Here is a 22238-nt window from a genome sequence, read left to right as displayed (position 1 = left end):
GTCGTCATCGACAGCAAGAAGCGGCCCGAAGGCTGCCGGATCAAGTTCCGCCTCCGACGCAACTCCATCAAACTCTACGATCATTTCAACGATTCTGAGAATCGAGACCACCCTCAATAATCCGTCAGAGTTCAAGATTCTCACCTCGTCCGAGAATGCCGAGGGAAAGGTCGTCTGCCGGTGGTGCCCCCTGCGGAAAGGGATCTCGAATTTCTGGCGCTATGCTGAAGTCGCTCACGGCGCCAACGCGCGCCTCATCGACGCCCTGGCCAATGCTCCCCTTAAAGGTAAGGCGACCGAAGCCCTCGATCGCCTTTGCCGGTCACAGAGCAAAGCCGGTCAGCATGTCGCCGCCTTCAACCCGGTCACGCCGGAGAATGTCACTCTCTTCAAAGCCCTGCTTGCCGGGGAGTTCTCCATCAACGGCTTTCGCAATCGCGATCTCCAGAACGAACTCTACTTGAGTACGGTCACTGATCGCGATGGCGTTTGGTGGTTTTTTGGTCAAGTAGCGTGATGGACGGCAGGTGACCCCCCTCGGGGAACTTGAACAAACGTGCCCTTTGGGGGAGTCTCCGGTTACTAAGTATCTGTCCAGAAATAAGTTGTACAAGTTCAAACCGATGGCCGGATGGTGTAGTTCCATTCACCATGAAACTCGGAGCGTTCTATGTGAACTTTATCGAGTTCATCATCAGTCACGTGTATGCCTTTCGCGTAGGTGTTGGTATCCATCTCCGCCTCAATTTTTAGGCCTGCTTGTGTGGTGGTGGCAGCAATCAAATTGACGATGACCTCATGGCTGACCAGAGGCTTTCCTCGCCAATTCATACTGATGTAGCTGAACATCCGATGTTCGATCTTATTCCATTTGCTAGTTCCCGGTGGAAAATGGCAGATCGAGATGCATAGGCCGGTTTGGTCGGCCAGACGCTGTAAAGCGACCTTCCATAACCGTACTCTCGCCCCATTGCTGCCACCACCATCCGCAGTCACCAACAGTTCGGTAGCCCCGGGATAACGAATTCGTCCCATCTTTTCCCACCACCGTCGTAACGTTTCCACCGCAAACTCGGCGGTGTCATGATCGACCCCAACGCTAACCCAACCGGTGTTTGCCGTTGGATCATAGACGCCATAGGGATTCACTTTGCCTAGGGTCTTGTCGATAAAGTCATGAACGCGAACCGGTTCGGGGTTTCCTTTGGGGCGCCACTCTCGGCCTCCATTTTTGAAGTCCCCGACGAGTTCCTTTTTCTTGGTATCGACTGAAACCACAGGCTGTCCCCGTCGTTGGAAATCCTCGACTCGACCGTGAATGTAACGGAATTGAGCATCCCGGTCCGGATGGACGGTGCCTTCCTTGGTCTTTTGATTTCCCTGAAGGCTATAGCCCAACTTATCCAGCAAAACCGCTACGGTCTGACGACCAATCCGGTGGCCTTGTTGTTCAAGGGCCGCCGCCAGTTGACGGGTACTCAGACAGGTCCACCGTAAAGGATTCTCAGGGTCTCCCCGGGTGGTCGGTTCCACCAATCTTTCCAGCGCCGAGAGCAATGTCGGCTCGTGCTCGATCAGCTTCTTGCGTCCACCCCCTGCTTTTCGGACGTGTCTACGAGAACCCGCCGGGTCGTCCTGGGCATGACCGCATTTTTCCGAATACAGCGTCATTCGCGATAGCCCCGTGGCTTTAGCGACGATGCTTTGTCCGCCGTAACCGAGCGCCTCGGCTTCCGCCAACGCCCACACACGACGCCCCCGCTCATCCAAAACCGTGGACACGCGCTCGAACTTCTTACGGATCGTTTCAACTAGCTCGTCATTACTCATGACGAGATCGTCGCCTACTCGTATAAGTTGTACAAGTTATTTCTGGACAGATACTAAGCCAAGAGACCATTCAAGTGTGCCACGCCCTAGTGCAATCGCCCCCGTTTTTTCTCCTTTTACTGCGCATTGACGAAGAGTTGGCCGAAGAGGCACGCTCAGGAGGGTGCGCGTGTGGAGGTGTTCTTCACCGCGCCAACTACCCGCGCAAACCACGCGCTTGTCCGAAAGAGGTTCGATCGGCTTACGAGTCGCGCTTCAGCTTCTGCTGCAATCGCTGTCGGCGGCGTACGACGTCAAGATCCGTGCGTTTCCTGGGCCGGCGTGTGTATCTCGGGCTGGCGGTGGTGCTGGGGTCTGCCCGGCATGCCGGGCAGACCCCAGCGGCGGCGCGGCTTTCCGGGATGCTGGACATTCCGGTACGCACCCTGCAACGTTGGCGGGAGTGGTGGCAGAAGCAATTTCCACTGACCCAGCTTTGGCAAGCCAGCTGTGCACGGTTCATGCCCCCGGTAGCGACCGACTTATGCCCTGCCAGTCTGCTCGAACGGTTTGCAGGGTCTGCCGAAGAAGCGCTGATGCGACTCCTGGTCTTTCTGTCCCCGCTGACGGTGAAGCCGATCAACTTGCGTGAGGGCCGGTGATCACCCGCAGAAGATGGCGATAGGCAGATTGGTCGAGGTTTTGTAGCCTTCATTCCCGGTTCTGGCGCCGTCGGCGCCGCCTCACTGGGAAACTCTCTTGAGTTCTTTTATCGATCCACCGAAACGTGATCGCTGGGCGCGCTTGCGCTTCTCGATCATCGGGTCCTTGCTGGCCGCACCACCCGCTGTCGGCGAACTACAGGCCGCGTTGAGCACGCTCGCCGTCAAATCCTGGCGACATCCTATCTCCGGCCTCGAGGTGTGCTTTGGTCTGTCGACGCTGGAGCGCTGGTACTACGCGGCACGACGTTCTGCCGATCCGGTGGCCAGTCTCAGAGACCGGCTGCGCGGCAACATCGGTCGCTTCCCCAGCCTCCTGCCCGCGGCCGTCGAGGGCCTGACGCGCCAGTACCGTGAGCATCCCGGCTGGACAGCGCAACTTCACTTCGACAACCTGCGCGTCGCCTTGGCCAGCAGCGACACGCCGTTGCCGTCCTACCCCACGGTTCGACGCTACCTCAAGGCGCAGGGGATGTTCCGCCAAGCTCGTCCGATACGCGCCACTGACGGCGCGTTATTGGCTCGCGACCGGCTCGACCGGCTGGAGGTCAGGAGTTTCGAGGTCGATCATGTGTCGGCACTCTGGCACCTCGATTTCCATCACGCCAAACGCAAGGTGCTGACGCGCACCGGGATCTGGGTCAAACCCCTGCTGCTCGGGGTTCTTGACGACCGCTCGCGCCTGGCCTGCCACTTGCAGTGGTATCTCGACGAGACGGCCGAGAGCCTCATTCACGGGCTGTCGCAAGCCTTCATGAAGCGCGGATTGCCACGCGCCCTGATGACCGACCACGGCGCCGCCATGCTGGCGGATGAGACCGTTTCCGGCCTGGCTTCCCTGGGGATCGTTCATCAGACGACGCTTCCTTATTCGCCTGATCAGAACGCCAAGCAGGAGTCGTTCTGGGGGCGTGTCGAGGGGCGATTGATGGCCATGCTCGAAGGTGAAGAGTCCCTGACCCTGGAGTCTCTCAATCAGGCGACCCAAGCCTGGGTCGAACAGGAATATCACCGAACGATCCATTCCGAGATCGAGACGACGCCGTTGGAGCGCCATCTTGCCGGACCCAACGTGCGGCGCGATTGCCCGAGTTCCGCGGCACTCTCTGCCGCGTTTCGCGTCGAGGTGACGCGCCGGCAACGCCGCTCCGATGGCACGGTCAGCTTGGCCGGCGAGCGCTTCGAGATTCCGGCACGCTATCGCCATCTCGTTGTGGTGCACCTGCGTTACGCCCGCTGGGATCTGACCCGGGTCGATCTGGTCGATCCTCGGACCGGCGCCGTGCTTTGCCCGATCCAGCCGCTCGACAAGTCCGCCAACGCCGATGGCCAGCGTCGGCGCCTGACCCCGGTGACCCTCGATCTGTCGCCGCTACCGCCTTCGGGCAGGGCCCCCTTGCTCCACCAGTTGCTTGCCGAATACGCCGCCACTGGCCTGCCGCCCGCGTATTTACCTCCCCTCGACAAGGACCCCGCATGAACCAGAAACTCCTCGCTCTATACGGCCTGAAGTGGAATCCTTTCTCCCCAGAATTGCCGATCGAGGCCATCTATGTGCCGCCCAGGATCGAGAACTTCTGCTGGCGGATCGAGCATGCTCAGATCCGGGAAGGGGGCTTCGCGATGATCCATGGCGACCCCGGTACCGGGAAGAGCGTCGTTTTGCGCCTCCTGGCCGAACGTCTCGCGCGCTTGCCCGATGTCACGATTGGCGCGATCAATCATCCGCAGAGCAACCTGGCGGACTTCTATCGCGAAATGGGCGATATCTTTGCTGTACCCTTGCGCCCGCACAACCGCTGGGGTGGCTTCAAGTCCTTGCGTGAGGTCTGGTTTGCCCATCTGGAGACGACCCGTCGGCGAGCCGTGCTGTGGGTCGACGAGGCCCAGGAGATGAGTCCGGCGGCGCTTTGCGAACTCCGTCTTCTGGCCAGCGCACGCTTCGATTCGCAGCCGCTGTTGTGTGTGGTGCTCGCGGGTGACGCACGCCTGATCGAGAAACTGCGGCGTGAGGAACTGATCCCGCTCGGCTCTCGCATCCGAACCCGACTCACCACCGAGCATGCAAGTCGTGAAGAGCTGCTGGCCTGTTTAAACCACCTCCTGGCGGGCGCTGGTCACGCGAGTCTGATGACGCCGATGCTGCAGCAGACGCTGGTTGATCACGCCGCAGGCAATTACCGCATCCTGACCACCCTCGCCGCCGAGCTGCTGGCGGCTGCGGCGCAGCGTGATCTCCCACAACTCGATGAGAAGCTTTACCTGGAAGTCTTTGCCCAACCCGAGAGACCCACGCCGCGCCGTGTCGCGGCAGGTCGCTGATGACCGAAGGAAACTGCTCATGCGAACCGATTCATTCTCCGTTGAAATTGGCCTGCCGCCCCTCTCCGATGAGGCCGCCGTCGAGATGGACGACTTCCTCATCGACTTCCTGGGTCTCTTCGAATCCCACTATGGGGATCAGATTCGCCGTTTCTACCAGGATCGATCCTTCGGCAACCTCGCTGATCTCCGTCCGCGTTCCCGCCTTCCAGACGACGATCCCCCTTTCTGATGAAATTCAGGAAGGTCCGGCGCTGCAATCGCTCTATCCGAACGTTACGGCGTAACGATCCACAGAAAGGTAGGTATGGCCAAGAGCAATGCACAACGACAGGCGGACTATCGAGTACGTCACTTCAAAGATGAAGGCAAAGGTAAGCGCTTGAATCTCGTTCTTGATCTCCACGCCAAGTGTGCCCTGGAGCGCCTGGCATTCTGTTACGGCGTAACGCAACGCGAGATTCTTGACGGTCTTCTTCGTCAGGCAGAGGGCGACGTTGCGGACCGTGCCTCACAGCTTCCCAATGGGCTGAGCGACTACTACGAAAAACACCGACGATTAGCCCAGGAATTCGTTACGCCGTAACGCTAGCGTACTCTCATCCAGTTTGCGCAGACTCGCTGGAGACTGTTGCTTGACAGGGGGGCGAGCCCCGTGAATCGCGGGCGGAAGGGAGTCAAGGGGACCGTGGAATAAATGCCTGCTTCTGGCGTTTATGCCGCGAAAGCCCCTTGATGCCCTGAAGGCCGCCAACACTCAAGGCAGTGGTCGGGGATGTTTCTTCATCCCCGGCGGCTGCCACACGGCGAGTGCGGGGTCTGGGGCAGCGCCCCAGGGTGTGTTCTCGCCCCTCCTTGGCTAACGCGCAGATACGGTAACCTTCCTTCATTCTCGCCAACAGCCGATCGGGATGACGTCCGGGCATCGGAATGGCCAAAAACCGTTACCACCAACCATCACCGTACGTGAACATCGCAACATCAAATCCGCTGACCGCACTCACTCTACTCCGCAGACCCTGCCAATCCCAGCGAGGCCAAGCGCCGCACGCATCGAACCAGCCGCCTGATCGCGAAATTGCGTGGCCATGGCTTGATCGCCAAGGTCAAGAATTCCCGTCTCTATCGCGTCACGCAAATGGGGTGAAGACCATGTGGGCCGCCATCCGCTGCCGTTGCATCGATTTCCCAGCCGCTTTCAATATGGCAGAATCATTCGCGCACTAGCGACAATTCCTGCGGGGGAATTTCATACAGCTACATCCTCGATGAACCCTATCGCTGGGAAAGCTGGGCAGCGCCCAAGGGGGCTGACGGCAGATCAGTGGTTCCCTAGAGGTTGATGTGGCAATCACCCATCCTGTAGGTGGGCGATTGCCACAGCTCCAAAACTATCTGTCACCGTCAAACTGGGCAAAATTCCATCTACGGGGTGATCCCCCATAAGCACCTCTCGGTGTGTCAGCCCCGGCAGTCCCGGCATTCTCGGTCGGATTGCACATAGGAGTGTTGCCAGCCTGAAGAGTCATTGACGTAGACGATGTAGAAACGATCAACTGAGTGTGCCAATAAGCATCGCTATAGTCGTAAAGCACAAGATCGCCTACCTTTGCTGCTGACCTGTCGACACTTACAGTGTTCAGCATACCGATCATCCGAGCCGTTACGGTCGATTTTACTGTATTGTAGAAAGCCTCCTTAGTCTCGAAGCGACCCGAGTGGGAGTCGTGAACAAACCTCCGCGTTATATCCCAAAGACGCGGACTTCCATCAGTTCGTGCTGATCCTTGCCAGTAATACAGTTGAATCCGCAGACCGTTTGCTGCCGCGAAATCGACCAGCAGCTTTAGCGGATACCAGTTGCAAAGAAACTGATCGTTGTTGTAGAGCAAGTAAGACTGCCCAACCCAGTTATGATACTTATCGGTGAACGTAACACCCGATTGATCGGAGCCAGACCACCTGGACAAAAGCCCCCAAGGAAATTTGGCTTGACTTGCTCTTGTACCGGCATCTAGACCGGAGCCGCTTGGCGTAGTATTCAATACACTCCGAAGGAAGCCCAGCGGACCGCCACCCCCGCTTCCAGTGATTGCTACCTCCGCAGCATGAGCCTCGCGGTTGCGATTGACACCTTCACCATTTGACGTTGCCCCTTCTATCGTTGAGCCGTTACCAGAGCTGCCACCTGGATAAGGGAGCCATTCACTAGTCGGGTCACCCGACGGAGTGACTGACCCCGCTGATGAGGGGGGCAGCGGCCCAGTCAGACCCCTGTCATCCATTGACTTACCGTGATTGATAAGCGCCCCAGCGTTGCTTGGCGTGTTGGCGACGCCAGGCTTTACGGGAGCACCGCCCGCCGCAGCACCACCGATCGCGCCAATTGCTCCCAGCCCTGCGCTACCGCCACCCGTCATGGCCCCAGTTGCAACCTGTGCGATGAGTTTCAAGAACTCGGTTAGCTGCGTTGCCGCCACCTGCTGCGCTTGTCCCGCAGCGCCAGTCGCGCTCCCGGCACCGGCCTGCGCCGTTTGCAGCGCCGCTTGCGCCAGCGCAGCAACTTGTGCCATGCCGCTCATGTCGCGAAACATGTTGCCGTTTGCGATCGCCGAATAAAGAGGTCCTAGGCCCGCCGGATCCGGCAGGGCCGGTGGGTTCACTATGTTGAGGACCTGACCTTCCAGCGCTGCAGTCCTTACCGTGGGATCGTTCGCCTTGCCGCCAGCACTGAGCGGGTTGATCTCAGGAGGCAGGATTGGAATGGGTGAGTCCTGCCAGTTCCAGAAGCGCGTGATATCCAGCTTTTCGGCCGAGTTTGAGCGGCCCAGAACGGCTTCGGCAAACACGCCGCTGCTCGGCAGGGGCACCATGTCCTCTTGTGGAATGGGGTCGACCAGGTCATGGCGCTTCAGGAACGATTGCCATTCCTTGTCGTTCTCGCCAGCATAGCTTCTGAAGATCAGGCTTCCCACTTAAGCCGGGACAATCTCTAACTTCAATGGGTTATGCACAACCCGGTGGCGGGACTTCCTCGGTAAGGGAAGTTCCCCCATCTGGTTGAGCAGCCAATCGAAAAGATCAGGGAAAGAGGTGCTAAACAGACGTTCGGCTGCGATAGTGCCGTCACTACGTCTCACCCCATAGTTGTGGATAACCGTTAGCGCAGCCAGGCGGCATTTCGTCAGACCTCGCCCGTTATGATACAACTGGGACAAGCGGCCATTGCGCCCTTCGACGGCGGAGGAGCTGCGATGGAACTGTCGCACCATCCATTCCCCCCATTCTAGCCAGCGCTGCAACTCACTCTCGGAGAATCCCGAATGGAACGGGTCTGCTTTCCAGGCCTCTAATGCTCGCTGCCAAGCCTCCTGATACCGTTTCCGGTGAACCCTGTTTTGCGTTTTCCGCATTTGGTAGTGCCAATAGAGTACGGGCAACAGCTTGCTCGTCAGCCATTGCCGAGTCGCTTCATCCAGAGACCAGCCCAGCAGGATTTCTTCTACCCAAAGCCACCAAAAGCTGACGTGACTCGATAAGGCGCCGATCTGGGCACGGAACTTCTTCAGGGCGGAACGGGTATCCTGGATCCCTTGTTGCGCCGCCAGAGTTTCCAGGGCCTGTGCTCGCGTTTCCAGTCCTGCCACTACGCTCTCCGCCGTCGTGCGAGTATTCTCCTCCAGGGAGAAGGGATGGATTTCCTCGGCGATTCCCAGCAACTGCTTCTGGTACTCTTGCTGCGCCTGTTCCACTTGCGCGCGGGCTTCCCAGGCACAGGCCTGTTGTGCCGCCAAAGCCGCCTTTTCCTCGGTACTGGCTCCGCGCGACGGCTGATCAAGGGCCTTCTGGGCCAGTTCGCAGCACTGATCCGCCTTGGCTTTTCGACGTCCCAAGGCCGGTGACAACCAGCGACTGAGGCCATATTGCTCGTGGAACGTATCCGCGCCCGAGGTACACTCAAAGCCTGTGACCGCTAATTTGATCAGGGCCTTCGCCCGGTCACTGATGGCGTGGTTGACTTCGATACCCAGTGCTTCCAGGCGCGGGGTCACCTGGGCAAACCAGGTATCGAAACCCCGGTCCTTCTGAATCGACTCCAGCAATAGGTAGCCCGACGGATCTTCCCCCCTCGCTCTAATAATTTCAAGCACTTAGCTCATTTGTAGGCATGTAACGGTACTAATGTTTTCAAGCACTTAAACAGCTACGGGGGAAGACCCGCCCGAGGACAAATCCATCAGCACCAAGATCAGAATCTCCCCAAAGAACGTCTCATCCGCGGCCACCACCGCTTGGCGTGTCCGCGTCGGTACCGAGGCTTCACACTGTTGCTGAAACAGGGGCAACAGCGCTTCCATCCGGCTGAGTTGGGTCTGCAAGGCGCTGGGAGACACCCCCACATGGGTATGAAGGCGGATCAATTGGAAGAAATCCGACAAGGCACCCGCCCCCACATGATGTTGCAGCCCGAACGTGTACAGCACAGCAAATACCAGCAATCTCAGCCATGCCTCCCCCTCTTCGGTTTCCCAAAACCCCGATTCAGGATGTCGGTTCCTACGGGCTTGCGCTTGCAGGTGGCGATGAACACTGCTTTTCGGGCGATGAATTAATTCCCCCACTGCACGCAGGCTTCGTTTTCCCTGGTCTGTAAGTGCGGCAAAAATGACGCGGCTGGTTGTCCGTATGGCTTGAGTCGTAGAGTTTTTTTGTCATAAAACTGATGATACAGGAGATGCGGCAACCAGTTCCCATCTCCTCAGCTCCCTTCATCCTCAGACTCTATCGGTAGCATGACTGTCCCGCTTTAAGTGGGAAGCCGAAGATCACATAGTTGCCCGACACCGCGACGGGCAACGGATCAATCTGCTCAATCAGCGGCCGGTTGCCGAAGCGATACGAGGAAAGCATGGTTGTGATCGTTGCCGCATCGAGCGACCGCCAGATGGCACTGCTGTAGTGCAACGAATTCTGGTTGAGGTGGCTCAAAACATCGGCCTGCGCCAACGTCGAGCCGAACTCAAAGGCCACGGTGAGTGGCTCGTTGCTCTCATAGCGGATCGACACCGGTAGCACGAGCGTCGGTGCATCCAAGTCGGGACGGTCCCCAAGTTGGGTGCCGTCAGGCAAGCGTATGTCGTATAGCAGATGAATGTTGGCGATGCCTGCCTTTGTTTCTTGGCCGACTCGACGCTTCAATACAAGGCGGCGAGTAACTACTCAGGGCGACCACGCCGAAGCTCAAGCGAGGCGAGGCTGAGGGGGCTGGCCCTGGAAAGTGAGGATCAGGGCGTGGAAGAGATTGGCGCCCTGCTTGTGCATGGTTGCGAGATACGAGTGAATGATGCAGTAGGCATCGGCCCCCTTCTTGGTCCGGAAGCCGCCGGAGACTTTCTGTTTGACCTTGGACATGCGCACGGCTTGCTCGGCCAGGTTGTTGGTGAACGGAACGCCGGGATCCGTGGCAAAGCGCCAGACATCGTCGGTGTAGGTGCGCAAGCGCAGGAGGAGGTTCGTCGCCTTGCTTTGCCGGGGACGCCCGCGTTTGCCCGAGGGTGGAGCCCGGGGATTGAGGGCTTCCCCTTCACTGAGAATGTCGGCGTAGCGGGACAGGAAGAACGCCCGGCGGGATTCCGGCAGCGGCGCGCCGGTCTGACCGACCTCATGACAGGCCGTCCGCAGGAGATCGATCATGCGGCCGGCCCAGGCTTGCCCGAGATCCTCAAAGAGGTAGGTCAGCTCGCGCAAGTGATGGGCATTGCACAGACCGTGCTTGCAGAGGAGGTCACGATAAGGCTTCCAGCCATCGTGAATGAGGGTGCCCAGGAAGCCGGGCAGAATTCCCAGGGCATCGAACGCCTGCTTGCCGCGTTTCGCATGGCAGGCGACCCAGGTCAGCAGCGTGGTCGCCAGGACGTGCATCCAGTGCAGCGAGCCGGCGACACGCAGCCCGGTCTCATCGGCGTGCGCGACATCGGCGACTTGAAGGGCCTGGCCGATGGTGCTCACCGTCGGCGTCAGCCGGACCCCGGCCTCCTGTGAGGCGGCGAGTACCGTGGCTTCGGCCATCGGCAGTCCGAAGAAATCGTCCATCAGCTCCGACGTGCGTTGCACCGGCATCATGTGGTGTTGCGTCAGATGCACCGCTGCCGCCAACGCCGCCGGCCCGTACTGGACCGGCGAAGAAACGCCTTCCGGGAACTCGCCACGGCACACCTCGCCGCAGGCGCAGGTCGCCGCCCAAACTTGATGCTCGGTGACCTCAAAGCGCAACGGCGGCAGATCGAACACCTGCCGGCTCTCGGCCATCGTCGCTTCCCCCAGGGGGCCTTGGCACGCGTGGCAGTGGGCCGCGGGCAAATGCACGACGACTCGATCCGGCTTTTCTACCTTCTGGAGCGTGTGTCCAGTATGCCCCGGCTGTCCGCCATTCGGGTGCTGCCCCGGTTTGCGCAGCGAACGGGGCTTGGCCGGCAGCTTGGCCAGCCCATCCGAGGACGGTGGTTTGCTCGAATTGTGGCTATTCTTGGCCCCTCGACCTTCCAGTTCCTGCACCTTCGCCTGCAGCTTCTCCACTTCTCCCCTCAACTGCCGCACCAGCGCACGTAAGGGCCAAAGCTCGCGGATCAGATCATCCTTCTCGGCAACACTCAGTCGTTCAAGGTCGGGAATCTCGTCCATGCCCACTCACCTGTACGAAGCCTATCCATTGCGAGGTCAATGCTGGGTTCTCTTGAAAGCTTGGACGTTCGCTCTGAGCAAAAATTCCAGTACCTGAGCGTCGCCACGCTTCAGCCTGTCCGCTTGGCGGAGGACTCCTGAGTAGTTACGGCGGCGAAATCGATCTGGACTTTCCAAACTCAGCGCTGCTCCGGACTGCGTAACATCCACTGAGTAACCCTGCCAGCCCCAGACGTCGTCAGCCTTACGTTCGGGAATGGCATTTCGTCTCGTCGTCCCATCGTTGAACTCAACAATCAATCCCTCAAACATTGCCTGAATATCGCCACCGACAGTGTGGATCTGAAGCCCTGCCTTCGGCAAGACTATGCTGGGATCGTTGGGAAAGCCAATTTCGTCTCCCAACGCATTTGAGACCGCGTTCAACCAAAATGCGCCCCAAGGCCCTGCCTTTGCTGGCGCATGAATCACGACATTGTCCGGTTCGGCCCACTGCAACGCTCGCACACCGGGGATCAGCGCTGCCCTGGCGATGACGTCCCGAAAGCGCCGGATGGTGGTATTGGTGAAAGACACCAGCTTCATCGGCAGGAAGAGGCAACGCGTCACGCGGGACAACTCCACCATCACCCGATAGATTTGGACAACCTCAAAGTACTGGATGGTGAGGGCGTGCATGTGGTTGTAGTTCGTCACTACACGCGTGCTGAGCTTCTCGCTTTCTTCCTGCGAAGACTCCGTGACGGTGGTGGCTCGTCTGTTCCGCACTGAGTTTGCTGCCTGGTGCGTGCGGTCGCTGATGTTCTGCTGCATCTCTGCGTTCAGACTGCGCGAGCCATTTGAAGAAGCCCAGCCGGTCGCGTTGGTGGTCGCGGTGGAATTGGCCGACGATGTTCCAGAGGACGAACTCCCAAATCCGACCTGAGCGCTGGCGCCCTCTCCGCCGAAGATGGCTGCGCCGATGGATGCCAGCAGACCAGGGGATTTGCCGCCGGCACTAACCCCGACATTCGACTGACCAGTGGTCGTTCCCGACTGATTTTCTGTAGCGACCGAAGCCGACCCAGAGAATCCGCTCTGTGCTTCCCGGGCTACAGAAGACGTCACCTCGCCCATTGACCTTGCACGTCCTATGTCTGCAGCCATGAGTTCAGTCTGAGTGGTGTCGTCCGCGCTCGTTCCGCGGATGCGTCGAGACCAGTTGACCATTGCGATGCGCGTGCTTTCGCCAGGGGCAAGCGCCATAGAGTGCAGCAGTTGACCCAGTGCCAACCCTTGTGGGAACCAACTCTGGCGATAGGTCAGCACCGCACCCACCGCCAGCTTGGCGGTAAGGGCCGAGGCCACGATATCGCTGATGTCGATGCCACCTGCAGTGACTATGTCCTGGAGTTTGCTCGGTGACACCGGGGCCAACGGGGGAACCATGGTGGCCGGTGTGGCGTCCCCGTCTGGGGTGTCGGCGGACTCCAGAATGACGCGATCGAGAACGATCACGTCGTACTGGACGCGCTCGGTTGCGTAGCGGCGTGGAATTGGGATTAGATCGTCTGGGCGCTCGGGGTCGTCAACGATGCTCTCGGAGGCTCCATATGCCTGCTGCAGGATGGCGTTTGCGTTTCTGTAGGGTCGCCAATCCGCCAGATCACGGATACTGGTCACGCGAAGCGCTACGGCAAGCCGCGCATCCTTGGCGGCGCCTATGCCATTCAAGGCGGTGATGGGTGCCGCCGCCAAGATATTGGCGCCCTTTCCGCGGTACGTGGCGTCCACCAAGTCGCCTGGCACAGTGACCGATGAAGACTGCGAATCGGCCACGGCAACGATTCGCCGGGCCGCGTCGAACAATCCAGAGGCCGCCAAATCCATGACGGTGCTGATGCCGAAGCGTTGCAGCATCGCTGCCATGTCTGAAGTGACGCCTACCAAAGCTTGTACCGGGGCGGCCAAGGCCGCCTGGGGGCTAAGAGCGGAGTAGCTCTCGCTCAAGAATGAGGAAACGCTCTGATAACTCCACTTCCCTTGCACTTCATTCATGTTCCACCTCGTGACGTTTTGGATTAAGCCTAATCGGGATAGGAGAAAGCCTCACGGCCTCCCCCTCCCACACCACCGGACGAACGGATCACGTATCCGGCGGTTCGATGAAGCAAATTCCTACCGGGGCGCAAGGCTCGGTAGTCCCATTTGTTCGAAGAAGCGCAAGGGTAGCGCGATCGACAAGGCCGGTGTCTGCGACACCCGCCACGGACCGTGCGCGGACTTGCTGGTGTTCCACGCTTCGCGGACCGACACGCCGCGTTTGCGTAGTTCCCGATAGCCCGCTCGACCCCATTGTTTCCAGAGATAGCAGCGTAACTTGCGTCGTACCCACTTGTCGATGTCGCGCAGAGGGCTCAGCACCTCGGTGATTCCGAAGTACGCTTTCCAACCAAGCCGGGTCTCTCGAAGCTCTGCGACGACGACGGCAAATGTGGTGCCTCTTGTACGGCGGGTCAGTTCCCGCACGCGGTCCTTGAGCTTGTCGAGGGCCTTGTCGGCCACCTTGAGCCTGGCACCGTTGCGGCTGACCGTGAAGCCCAGGAACTTGCGGTTCATGGGTCGATCGACCGCGCTTTTGCCGCACCTGCGGTGCGTCTTACCCCACCACAGTGGATTCACTGTGAGCCGCAGCGAGTCACTGACAAAGCGTGTCACGCTGGCCATCACGCGCTCGCCCGCGCGCTTGCTCTTGACGAGGATGTTGCAGTCGTCGGCGTAACGGGCAAAGCGGTGGCCACGCCGGTCCAGTTCCCAATCCAGTTCATCCAGCACCACGTTGGCCAGCACGGGCGAGAGCGGCCCACCTTGCGGCACGCCGAGAGGCGTCGGTTCAACCTGCCCCTCGATGCTCACGCCCGCCTTCAGAAAGCGATTGATCAGGCGCAGCAGGTCGGCGTCCGGGCAGCGACTCTTCAGCCGCGCCATCAGCCGGTCATGATTCACCCGGTCAAAGAAGGCTTGCAGGTCCAGGCTTCCCACTTAAAGCGGGACAGTCATGCTACCGATAGAGTCTGAGGATGAAGGGAGCTGAGGAGATGGGAACTGGTTGCCGCATCTCCTGTATCATCAGTTTTATGACAAAAAAACTCTACGACTCAAGCCATACGGACAACCAGCCGCGTCATTTTTGCCGCACTTACAGACCAGGGAAAACGAAGCCTGCGTGCAGTGGGGGAATTAATTCATCGCCCGAAAAGCAGTGTTCATCGCCACCTGCAAGCGCAAGCCCGTAGGAACCGACATCCTGAATCGGGGTTTTGGGAAACCGAAGAGGGGGAGGCATGGCTGAGATTGCTGGTATTTGCTGTGCTGTACACGTTCGGGCTGCAACATCATGTGGGGGCGGGTGCCTTGTCGGATTTCTTCCAATTGATCCGCCTTCATACCCATGTGGGGGTGTCTCCCAGCGCCTTGCAGACCCAACTCAGCCGGATGGAAGCGCTGTTGCCCCTGTTTCAGCAACAGTGTGAAGCCTCGGTACCGACGCGGACACGCCAAGCGGTGGTGGCCGCGGATGAGACGTTCTTTGGGGAGATTCTGATCTTGGTGCTGATGGATTTGTCCTCGGGCTACCTATTGCTGGAGTCGATTCAGAAGGACCGGGGTTTCGATACCTGGTTTGCCCAGGTGACCCCGCGCCTGGAAGCACTGGGTATCGAAGTCAACCACGCCATCAGTGACCGGGCGAAGGCCCTGATCAAATTAGCGGTCACAGGCTTTGAGTGTACCTCGGGCGCGGATACGTTCCACGAGCAATATGGCCTCAGTCGCTGGTTGTCACCGGCCTTGGGACGTCGAAAAGCCAAGGCGGATCAGTGCTGCGAACTGGCCCAGAAGGCCCTTGATCAGCCGTCGCGCGGAGCCAGTACCGAGGAAAAGGCGGCTTTGGCGGCACAACAGGCCTGTGCCTGGGAAGCCCGCGCGCAAGTGGAACAGGCGCAGCAAGAGTACCAGAAGCAGTTGCTGGGAATCGCCGAGGAAATCCATCCCTTCTCCCTGGAGGAGAATACTCGCACGACGGCGGAGAGCGTAGTGGCAGGACTGGAAACGCGAGCACAGGCCCTGGAAACTCTGGCGGCGCAACAAGGGATCCAGGATACCCGTTCCGCCCTGAAGAAGTTCCGTGCCCAGATCGGCGCCTTATCGAGTCACGTCAGCTTTTGGTGGCTTTGGGTAGAAGAAATCCTGCTGGGCTGGTCTCTGGATGAAGCGACTCGGCAATGGCTGACGAGCAAGCTGTTGCCCGTACTCTATTGGCACTACCAAATGCGGAAAACGCAAAACAGGGTTCACCGGAAACGGTATCAGGAGGCTTGGCAGCGAGCATTAGAGGCCTGGAAAGCAGACCCGTTCCATTCGGGATTCTCCGAGAGTGAGTTGCAGCGCTGGCTAGAATGGGGGGAATGGATGGTGCGACAGTTCCATCGCAGCTCCTCCGCCGTCGAAGGGCGCAATGGCCGCTTGTCCCAGTTGTATCATAACGGGCGAGGTCTGACGAAATGCCGCCTGGCTGCGCTAACGGTTATCCACAACTATGGGGTGAGACGTAGTGACGGCACTATCGCAGCCGAACGTCTGTTTAGCACCTCTTTCCCTGATCTTTTCGATTGGCTGCTCAACCAGATGGGGGAACTTCCCTTACCGAGGAAGTCCCGCCACCGGGTTGTGCATAACCCATTGAAGTTAGAGATTGTCCCGGCTTAAGTGGGAAGCCCAGGTCCATATCCACCACCCAGTTGAAACCTGCTTGGATATGGGCCTGGACGGCGCGGACGGCCTGGTGGGCCGAGCGCTTGGGGCGGAATCCGTAGCTGTGGGTGTTGAAGTGGGGTTCCCATTGCGCCGAGACGACTTGCGCGATGGCTTGCTGGATGAAGCGGTCCAACACCGTCGGGATGTCCAAGGGGCGCTTTTTCCCGTCCGCCTTCTCGATTTCCACGCGCTTGACCGGTTGCGGGCAGTAGCAGCCCACTTCCAGTTGCTCGCGGATTTCCGGCCAGTGGTGTCGGAGGTAATCCGGTAGTGCTTCGACGGTCATGCCGTCGAGACCCGGCGCGCCTTTGTTCTGGCGCACTTGCTTCAGGGCGCGTCGCAAATTGGCCCGATCCAGCACTTGGGCCAGCAACGCCTGGGGAGGAATCGACTCGGGGGTCCCTGACAAACCAGCGACGAGTTCATCCTGCGGTGTAGCCGCAGCCTGCGTAAGCAGGTGGTCAGATGCGATCCCGTCTCTCTTCGTCATGGTCCTTCGCCTTTCATCGTTCGGGCCTTCGGTGGGAAGCGCCACCTACTATGCCCTCGGCTGACTTCTCCACGGTATTCAGCGCCAGTCACCCAACGCCCAGCCTCGGTCCTCTGAGGCACCGGGGAGATCTCCCGGGGTAAGACTCGTTACCTTCGCTGCATAGACGCCGGATTTACAAAATGCACCCCAACCGCAGATGGAGGGCTTCGCGGTCACGTGCCCGCTCGCCCCGGATGCATCACGCCTCATATCCGGTTTTTGTTCATCGCCCCGCAGCTTTGGATTGGGCTTCCAACCGCTCGCAGAGCTCGCGTCGTTCCAGCGGCCAAGAGCAAAGCAGTTTGCTCTTGGAAACCCCGCTTCCACCCTCCAGACCCCGCCTCGCGGCGACGCCCTTGCCCTTCTCCTTGCCTTCGGCTCTGCGAAAACCTGGCCATAGGACTTTCACCTATGAAGTAACGCGCCATGCCCGGCGCACACGTACACCCAGGTATTGGCGGAGCAGCGCCTGCACTTCATCGGGCATCCCCTTGGGAAGAAGTTGCGCTCTGAGATACGTGGTTCCGATGGCATTGGCTTCAGCCACGACTGTCTGGCTACGATTTTCGTAGCGCTGCAGCGCCGCAGAAAATGTGAAGGCCAGCAACAGCGCCAGCAGGCCCAGCATCGCGGCCAGCACAGCATTGGCTTGCGTGATTGCTTCAGTCGCACACGCTTGTTTGCGACGACCGCTACGAAAGCCTATTTCCATGGCGAGAAGCATGCAAACAAAGAGGGCTGAGACGATCAAGACGCTGTTGTGGTCGTACATGATTTCTTTCATGAAGTCATTGCTCAACTGGTGTGCGAGACCGCCCAACGTTCGACATGAGCGGCTCGCCGTAGGCGAGTCCGCTCGATGGAGGGGTTCAAGTAAGCCGCTGCGCGGCAGGCAGTTGCGCGCACTGACGTAATCGTACTCCGTATATTGACGGAGCCGGCCCAACGTCTGGCCGGAGTTCCGAATTTCTGTTTTCCTCCTTGGACCGCCGCGTCGCGGCGGTTTCCCATTTTTTCCGAGGAGAGACGACATGATGACAGACTGGTATCAGAAATCGATGAATGCCCTGGCCCTCAACGGCAAGGCCGGGCGGACCCAGGAGGCTTACAGCCGGGCGCTACGTATGCTCTGCGAGTTCCACGGGGGCAAGTCCCCGGAAGAGATCAGCGAGGCGGAGCTTGAGACCTATTTCCTGCACCGGCGCAATGTCGATCACTGGTCGGCCAACACCCTGCGCATCTGCTACTGCGGTATCCGCTTCTACTTCGTGAAGGTTCTCCAGCGCGATTGGAATCTGTTCAACTTTCTGCGTGCCAAGAGCGAATCGCGCTTGCCGGCGGTGTTGAGTCGTGAAGAGGTGCGCGCGCTGCTGGCCTGTGTGCGGACGCCGCATAACCGGGCCTATCTGAGTACGGTCTATGCCTGCGGGCTCCGGTTGCAGGAAGCGCTTTACCTCGAAGTCTCCGACATCGACAGTGATCGCATGATGATCCACGTGCACCGGGGCAAGGGAGCAAAGGATCGTTTCGTGCCACTGCCACGCGCCACGCTGGAAACGCTACGCCAGCACTGGCGCAGCCATCGCCATCCGCAACTGTTGTTTCCGGCCTATGGGCGCGACAGTCGTTCGGCGACCAGCGCGACGACACCGATGGCGATCAGCAGTGTGCAAGGCGCACTCCGTTCGGCAAAGAGCCAAGCGGGAATCACCAAGCGAGCGGTGTCGGTCCACACGCTGAGGCACTCCTATGCCACCCACCTGCTCGAGGCCGGCGTCAACCTCCGTGTCATCCAGCAGAACCTCGGCCACACCAGCCTGGAGACGACCATGGTCTATCTGCACCTGACCAGCAAGGGGCAGGAAGAAGCGGTGGCGCGCATCAATGAACTGATGGACGATCTGTGACATGGGCGCCATTCAGGAGATCTTTCGCCGGCACGGACCGGCCTACCTGGCCGAGTTCGGCGAAACCCTGCCGGGCAGCCACGCACGGGTGATCGAGGCGATCATCGATTGCCGCAGCCCGGCTTGTGGTTCGGTGCTCTATCAGTGCGAGGACTGCGGCGAGCCGCATGTCGCCACGCGTTGCTGTGGCAACCGTCACTGTCCGGTCTGCCAGCAGGGCAAGGCCGAAGCGTGGCTCGATCGGCAGCTCGATCGGCAGTTGCCGACCCCCTATTTCATGCTGACCTTCACCGTGCCGGCGCCCTTGCGCGAGTTTCTGCGTGGCCATCCGCGTGCAGGCCATGGGGCTTTGTTCGCGGCATCCGCCGGGGCCATCAAGACTCTGGCCGCCGATGACCAGCACCTGGGAGCTGACATGCCGGGCTTCTTTGGTGTGCTGCATACCTGGGGCCGGCAACTCCAGTACCACCCGCATATCCACTACGTGATACCTGGCGGCGCATTTGATCGCGCCGATGGCCGCTGGCATGCGGCTGATCGCGGTTTCTTTCTGCCCGTGCGTGCCCTATCGCCGATCTTCCGGGCGAAGTTCCGCGATGCGATGGACGCCGCCGGCTTGCTCGGAGAGATCGACCCCGCAGTCTGGACGGTCGATTGGAACGTCAATTGTCAGTCGGTCGGCGACGCACAGGCGAGCCTCGAGTATCTCTCCCGCTATGTGTTCAAGGTGGCAATCTCGGAGGAACGCATCCTTCGCGCCGATGATACCGAGGTGGTGTTTCGCTACCGCAAGGTGAACAGTCAGCGCGAGCGGACGATGGCGCTCCCGCCGGCGGAGTTCATCCGCCGCTTTCTGCAGCACGTCTTGCCCACCGGGTTCATGAAGGTGCGCTACTTCGGCTTTCTCTCGCCGAGTTGCTCGATGAGCATCGAAGAGGTGAAGGGTCGGATCGAACTGGCCCGGGGTTTCGCCGTGAGCGCGGCGAAAGCAGCGGACAATCATTCGGAGCACCCGACACCACGAGGCCCAATTTGCCCGCACTGTGGCGGGAGGCTGCGCTGGTGTGGTGTGCTGTTGCCGCGTCCCCTGGGCAGTCGAGACCTGTCGCGCCTTGGCGAGATCGGTGGCAAGCCAGTTGGGGCGAGTGCGGGTCGCGGGTTGGGATAGACGCTCCGCCAGCGCGCTACTTCATTTGCCCCTTCGTTACGTTCGCCCTGCAGCGGCTTCCGCGAGGGGCGCAGGGAGACTGTCGCCCGTTGCCCGAAAAATGACTTTGGCAACCACTGGCCAGATCTTGCCACACCGCCGATCGCACCCTGAAGACGCTCGCCACGGGTTGATCGGCGGGTTTTCTGACGCCGCATTCCGACGCCAACCCCCGGCGTGCCGTGCCTCGACTGAACCGCTCGAGGCATTCCCCATATATCTCTGTAGCCAACCGCTGCTCTGGCTGTGGTACCGGGCTTCTTGAACAACGGATTGAGACGACCCTGAGGGTCGTGTCAATCCTTAGGGGTTATGCCTCGGTTTGCGTAGTAACGAAAATCCTTTACTTCCCCATTTACCGTTACTACAATAAAGGTGATGAGCGCGCATATTCTTTGGGACGAAGCCAAGCGGCAAGCCAACCTCGACAAACATGGGTTGGACTTCGTCGATGCGGTGATGGTGCTTGAGAGCCCCTATCGTCTTGACGTGGCGAGTGTGCGAAGCAGCGAACAGCGGATACAGTCGTTCGCATATGTGTTTGAGGTGCTGGCGGTGCTGACGGTGGTGCATACGGCTCGCGAAGATGCCCTGCGGATTGTCAGTTTCCGACCGGCGAGTGAAGAGGAAAGGAGCGCTTACCATGGCTGGCTCGAAGAGGACTTCAATGGGAACCGATGATATGCACGCCACTCGCAAACGTGGCGAAAGCAAGACCGACTTGGCGAAAGTACACGCCGGAACACCGTATGTCTGGGACGGCAAAAATGAGGATGAACGGCCGCTGACGCGCGAAGAAATGCAAGCCGGTATTGAGGCATACCGTAAGCAACGTGGGCGACCGACCGGGAGTGACAAAGAGTCGACTACGATCCGCTTCGACCGAGACGTCCTCGCCGCTTTCCGTGCCGCTGGCCCCGGCTGGCAGACCCGCATGAATGCGGCGCTACGCGACTGGCTCAAAACTCACTCCGCGGTGTGATGTCCGAGGCATAACGTGAAGTGGACATCCTACTTGACACAATACCTGAATCCGTGGTGAAAAAGCAGTAATGCATTTCGCATGAGAATTCTCCCTGATTTTGCCGACTGAGCGGTCGATTGGTACCGTCGGAGACGGTCAAATACCTCAGATCAGGAATGCCTGACCTGGTGCCGTGGCTCTATGGCATGGCCAGCCCCTGTTTTCCAGTCGAGTAGGCAAGCCCATGCCTTCCTTCACCCAGGATCGGCTGAAGCCTATCGAGGACGAACGCGTGCGGTGTCATGGACTTCGCGCCGCCAGCAGTCGATCCTGAACAAAGGCGAAGACCGGCACGATGTGTCCCGCGCAGGCGCCAAAGTCGAGAAACAAACGGCGTGCCTGGCGATGAACTGGGCTGCGCGGTACATCACTTCCTGCAATACCGTCTTCAGGCGGCGACGTTTGGCGGGATGTCTACTGGCGACATTTCGCCGGTCAACCCCAGTTGGCCAATCAGGCGCAAGCAGTTGTAAACGAACACCCCAATGTGCAGCACCGCATCGTTGGTATCGAACTTGCCAGAGGGCAGTCGTTCCAGATCAAGATCGGTCTTGATTTCCGAATGAAACTGCTCGTGGGTGCCGTGATCCTGATAGCGCTCGATGACCATTTCGGGCGCTTCGGCAAGGCTCGTCCACCAGCCTTCAATCTCGACCGTGGGCTCCAGCAGGTGTTGCCCCCGCTTGTCGATGGTCCGTTCGACGACCCGGACGATGAGGCGGAAGCTTCGGTGCTCCTTCTTCCAGGCACGTTCCACGTCAAGACTCAACAGGGCTTCCCTCTTGCCTGGACGGGTTTCCCGGAAGGCGTTGGCGTTCTCGGCGCGGGCAACCCATTCCAGCTTGTGCTTGACGCTGGCTTGGCCGCGTGGATTCCATTTGACGATGTACTCGAAGCAGCGCCCCAGAGACGCCATCCGATCCCGCTCCTCCGCATGGGCGAACAGCAAGCAGGCGCTGTCGAAGCCGCTGTCGTCACGCACCAGCACCTTTGCATCGTTGGGCACCAAACGGGCGACGCGCGGGAAGACTCGTTCGAGAAAATACTCCGTCTCCAGCGCCGAGTGCTGTTTTCCCGGGCGCAATTCGAGTCCGATGTTCCAACCTTCGTTGCCCAAGTAGGCGGCGATCGGGGTATAGCCGTCAAACCCATACCCTTACACACAACTCATTCATCATTTTTTCTAGTCCCGTGACTGCCCTGACGCCATGATCCCGCGCCCGTTTTCCGTCGCACCTGC

The 22238-nt window shown here is 59.6% G+C and carries 21 protein-coding genes and 1 pseudogene; 10 read left to right on the top strand and 12 right to left on the bottom strand.

Annotated elements, in window-relative coordinates:
* Positions 1 to 322: 322 nt before the first annotated feature.
* Together V5B59_RS14750 and V5B59_RS14745 are read right to left on the bottom strand one after the other, a co-directional pair.
* Positions 323 to 508 (bottom strand): hypothetical protein, encoded by a 186-nt coding sequence (locus V5B59_RS14750; RefSeq protein WP_332351994.1) that lies wholly within the window; start codon positions 506 to 508, stop codon positions 323 to 325.
* 107 nt (positions 509 to 615) lie between these two features.
* Positions 616 to 1830: an ISAzo13 family transposase gene (locus V5B59_RS14745; RefSeq protein ID WP_332351424.1), complete on the bottom strand. Its 1215-nt coding sequence runs from the start codon at positions 1828 to 1830 to the stop codon at positions 616 to 618.
* Positions 1831 to 2132: 302 nt separating this feature from the next.
* Here V5B59_RS14745 and V5B59_RS14740 point away from each other — a divergent pair, with 302 nt between their 5' ends.
* The 5 genes from V5B59_RS14740 to V5B59_RS14720 all read left to right on the top strand — a co-directional run bounded on the left by V5B59_RS14740 (position 2133) and on the right by V5B59_RS14720 (position 5439).
* Complete coding sequence (locus V5B59_RS14740; RefSeq protein ID WP_308240219.1) at positions 2133 to 2471, top strand: hypothetical protein; 339 nt, start codon at positions 2133 to 2135, stop codon at positions 2469 to 2471.
* A gap of 97 nt (positions 2472 to 2568) precedes the next feature.
* Entirely contained in the window at positions 2569 to 4011 is a 1443-nt protein-coding gene (locus V5B59_RS14735; RefSeq protein WP_169072235.1) for a DDE-type integrase/transposase/recombinase, read from the top strand.
* The gene (locus V5B59_RS14730) at positions 4008 to 4853 is read left to right on the top strand and encodes an ExeA family protein (RefSeq protein WP_169072236.1); all 846 of its coding nucleotides are present in this window, start codon (positions 4008 to 4010) and stop codon (positions 4851 to 4853) included. The genes V5B59_RS14735 and V5B59_RS14730 overlap by 4 nt, the downstream gene beginning before the upstream one ends.
* Before the next feature lie 19 nt (positions 4854 to 4872).
* A complete protein-coding gene (locus tag V5B59_RS14725; protein ID WP_169072237.1) occupies positions 4873 to 5085 on the top strand; it encodes a hypothetical protein in 213 nt (70 codons plus the stop codon).
* A 75-nt stretch (positions 5086 to 5160) separates the two neighbouring features.
* Entirely contained in the window at positions 5161 to 5439 is a 279-nt protein-coding gene (locus tag V5B59_RS14720) for a hypothetical protein (protein ID WP_169072209.1), read from the top strand.
* Positions 5440 to 6244: 805 nt separating this feature from the next.
* Here V5B59_RS14720 and V5B59_RS14715 read toward each other — a convergent pair.
* The 7 genes from V5B59_RS14715 to V5B59_RS14685 all read right to left on the bottom strand — a co-directional run bounded on the left by V5B59_RS14715 (position 6245) and on the right by V5B59_RS14685 (position 14555).
* Positions 6245 to 7828, bottom strand: a complete 1584-nt coding sequence (locus V5B59_RS14715; protein WP_332351993.1) for a hypothetical protein — start codon at positions 7826 to 7828, stop codon at positions 6245 to 6247.
* Positions 7829 to 9004 carry a DUF6399 domain-containing protein gene (locus V5B59_RS14710; protein ID WP_332351992.1) on the bottom strand — a complete coding sequence of 392 codons (1176 nt, stop codon included), beginning with the start codon at positions 9002 to 9004 and terminating at the stop codon, positions 7829 to 7831. It abuts the gene before it with no gap.
* Positions 9005 to 9049: 45 nt separating this feature from the next.
* Positions 9050 to 9475 carry a hypothetical protein gene (locus V5B59_RS14705; RefSeq protein WP_332351991.1) on the bottom strand — a complete coding sequence of 142 codons (426 nt, stop codon included), beginning with the start codon at positions 9473 to 9475 and terminating at the stop codon, positions 9050 to 9052.
* 160 nt (positions 9476 to 9635) lie between these two features.
* Positions 9636 to 9983: a hypothetical protein gene (locus V5B59_RS14700; protein ID WP_169072185.1), complete on the bottom strand. Its 348-nt coding sequence runs from the start codon at positions 9981 to 9983 to the stop codon at positions 9636 to 9638.
* Positions 9984 to 10094: 111 nt separating this feature from the next.
* On the bottom strand, positions 10095 to 11534 hold the full coding sequence (tnpC, locus tag V5B59_RS14695; protein WP_169072211.1) for an IS66 family transposase: 1440 nt from the start codon (positions 11532 to 11534) through the stop codon (positions 10095 to 10097).
* A gap of 36 nt (positions 11535 to 11570) precedes the next feature.
* Positions 11571 to 13571 carry a hypothetical protein gene (locus V5B59_RS14690; protein WP_169070581.1) on the bottom strand — a complete coding sequence of 667 codons (2001 nt, stop codon included), beginning with the start codon at positions 13569 to 13571 and terminating at the stop codon, positions 11571 to 11573.
* A 120-nt stretch (positions 13572 to 13691) separates the two neighbouring features.
* The gene (locus V5B59_RS14685) at positions 13692 to 14555 is read right to left on the bottom strand and encodes a reverse transcriptase domain-containing protein (RefSeq protein WP_332351990.1); all 864 of its coding nucleotides are present in this window, start codon (positions 14553 to 14555) and stop codon (positions 13692 to 13694) included.
* Positions 14556 to 14744: 189 nt separating this feature from the next.
* Between V5B59_RS14685 and V5B59_RS14680 the strand changes: the two genes are divergently transcribed.
* Entirely contained in the window at positions 14745 to 16280 is a 1536-nt protein-coding gene (locus V5B59_RS14680) for a DUF6399 domain-containing protein (RefSeq protein ID WP_332351228.1), read from the top strand.
* Here the strand turns inward: V5B59_RS14680 and V5B59_RS14675 are convergent.
* Together V5B59_RS14675 and V5B59_RS14670 are read right to left on the bottom strand one after the other, a co-directional pair.
* A complete protein-coding gene (locus tag V5B59_RS14675; protein ID WP_332351989.1) occupies positions 16192 to 16818 on the bottom strand; it encodes a reverse transcriptase domain-containing protein in 627 nt (208 codons plus the stop codon). The genes V5B59_RS14680 and V5B59_RS14675 overlap by 89 nt on opposite strands.
* A gap of 451 nt (positions 16819 to 17269) precedes the next feature.
* Complete coding sequence (locus V5B59_RS14670) at positions 17270 to 17644, bottom strand: hypothetical protein (protein WP_332351988.1); 375 nt, start codon at positions 17642 to 17644, stop codon at positions 17270 to 17272.
* A 247-nt stretch (positions 17645 to 17891) separates the two neighbouring features.
* Here V5B59_RS14670 and V5B59_RS14665 point away from each other — a divergent pair, with 247 nt between their 5' ends.
* From V5B59_RS14665 to V5B59_RS14650, 4 genes are all read left to right on the top strand, one after another.
* Positions 17892 to 18767 carry a tyrosine-type recombinase/integrase gene (locus tag V5B59_RS14665; RefSeq protein ID WP_169070578.1) on the top strand — a complete coding sequence of 292 codons (876 nt, stop codon included), beginning with the start codon at positions 17892 to 17894 and terminating at the stop codon, positions 18765 to 18767.
* 1 nt (position 18768) lies between these two features.
* Positions 18769 to 19935 carry an IS91 family transposase gene (locus tag V5B59_RS14660; RefSeq protein WP_248594865.1) on the top strand — a complete coding sequence of 389 codons (1167 nt, stop codon included), beginning with the start codon at positions 18769 to 18771 and terminating at the stop codon, positions 19933 to 19935.
* 417 nt (positions 19936 to 20352) lie between these two features.
* A complete protein-coding gene (locus V5B59_RS14655) occupies positions 20353 to 20655 on the top strand; it encodes a BrnT family toxin (RefSeq protein ID WP_169070577.1) in 303 nt (100 codons plus the stop codon).
* Position 20656: 1 nt separating this feature from the next.
* Positions 20657 to 20956, top strand: a complete 300-nt coding sequence (locus tag V5B59_RS14650; RefSeq protein WP_372703651.1) for a BrnA antitoxin family protein — start codon at positions 20657 to 20659, stop codon at positions 20954 to 20956.
* Positions 20957 to 21238: 282 nt separating this feature from the next.
* On the opposite strand, the pseudogene V5B59_RS14645 reads toward V5B59_RS14650, so the two are convergent.
* Positions 21239 to 22148: pseudogene (locus V5B59_RS14645) on the bottom strand (IS1380 family transposase); the annotation flags it as partial.
* Positions 22149 to 22238 lie beyond the last annotated feature (90 nt).

The organism is Candidatus Accumulibacter contiguus, assembly GCF_036625285.1.
Classification (GTDB): Bacteria; Pseudomonadota; Gammaproteobacteria; order Burkholderiales; family Rhodocyclaceae; genus Accumulibacter; species Accumulibacter contiguus.
The sequence above is the reverse complement of the archived record's forward strand: the minus strand, read 5'-3'. Positions and strand labels throughout refer to the sequence as shown.

Bases quoted from the DNA above. Each gene is read 5' to 3' on its own strand.
- V5B59_RS14745 (WP_332351424.1), bottom strand. From the start codon at position 1,830: ATGAGTAATGACGAGCTAGTTGAAACGATCCGTAAGAAGTTCGAGCGC.
- V5B59_RS14730 (WP_169072236.1), top strand. From the start codon at position 4,008: ATGAACCAGAAACTCCTCGCTCTATACGGCCTGAAGTGGAATCCTTTC.
- V5B59_RS14725 (WP_169072237.1), top strand. From the start codon at position 4,873: ATGCGAACCGATTCATTCTCCGTTGAAATTGGCCTGCCGCCCCTCTCC.
- V5B59_RS14720 (WP_169072209.1), top strand. From the start codon at position 5,161: ATGGCCAAGAGCAATGCACAACGACAGGCGGACTATCGAGTACGTCAC.
- tnpC (WP_169072211.1), bottom strand. From the start codon at position 11,534: ATGGACGAGATTCCCGACCTTGAACGACTGAGTGTTGCCGAGAAGGAT.
- V5B59_RS14690 (WP_169070581.1), bottom strand. From the start codon at position 13,571: ATGAATGAAGTGCAAGGGAAGTGGAGTTATCAGAGCGTTTCCTCATTC.
- V5B59_RS14675 (WP_332351989.1), bottom strand. From the start codon at position 16,818: ATGACGAAGAGAGACGGGATCGCATCTGACCACCTGCTTACGCAGGCT.
- V5B59_RS14670 (WP_332351988.1), bottom strand. From the start codon at position 17,644: ATGAAAGAAATCATGTACGACCACAACAGCGTCTTGATCGTCTCAGCC.
- V5B59_RS14665 (WP_169070578.1), top strand. From the start codon at position 17,892: ATGATGACAGACTGGTATCAGAAATCGATGAATGCCCTGGCCCTCAAC.
- V5B59_RS14660 (WP_248594865.1), top strand. From the start codon at position 18,769: ATGGGCGCCATTCAGGAGATCTTTCGCCGGCACGGACCGGCCTACCTG.
- V5B59_RS14655 (WP_169070577.1), top strand. From the start codon at position 20,353: ATGAGCGCGCATATTCTTTGGGACGAAGCCAAGCGGCAAGCCAACCTC.
- V5B59_RS14650 (WP_372703651.1), top strand. From the start codon at position 20,657: ATGCACGCCACTCGCAAACGTGGCGAAAGCAAGACCGACTTGGCGAAA.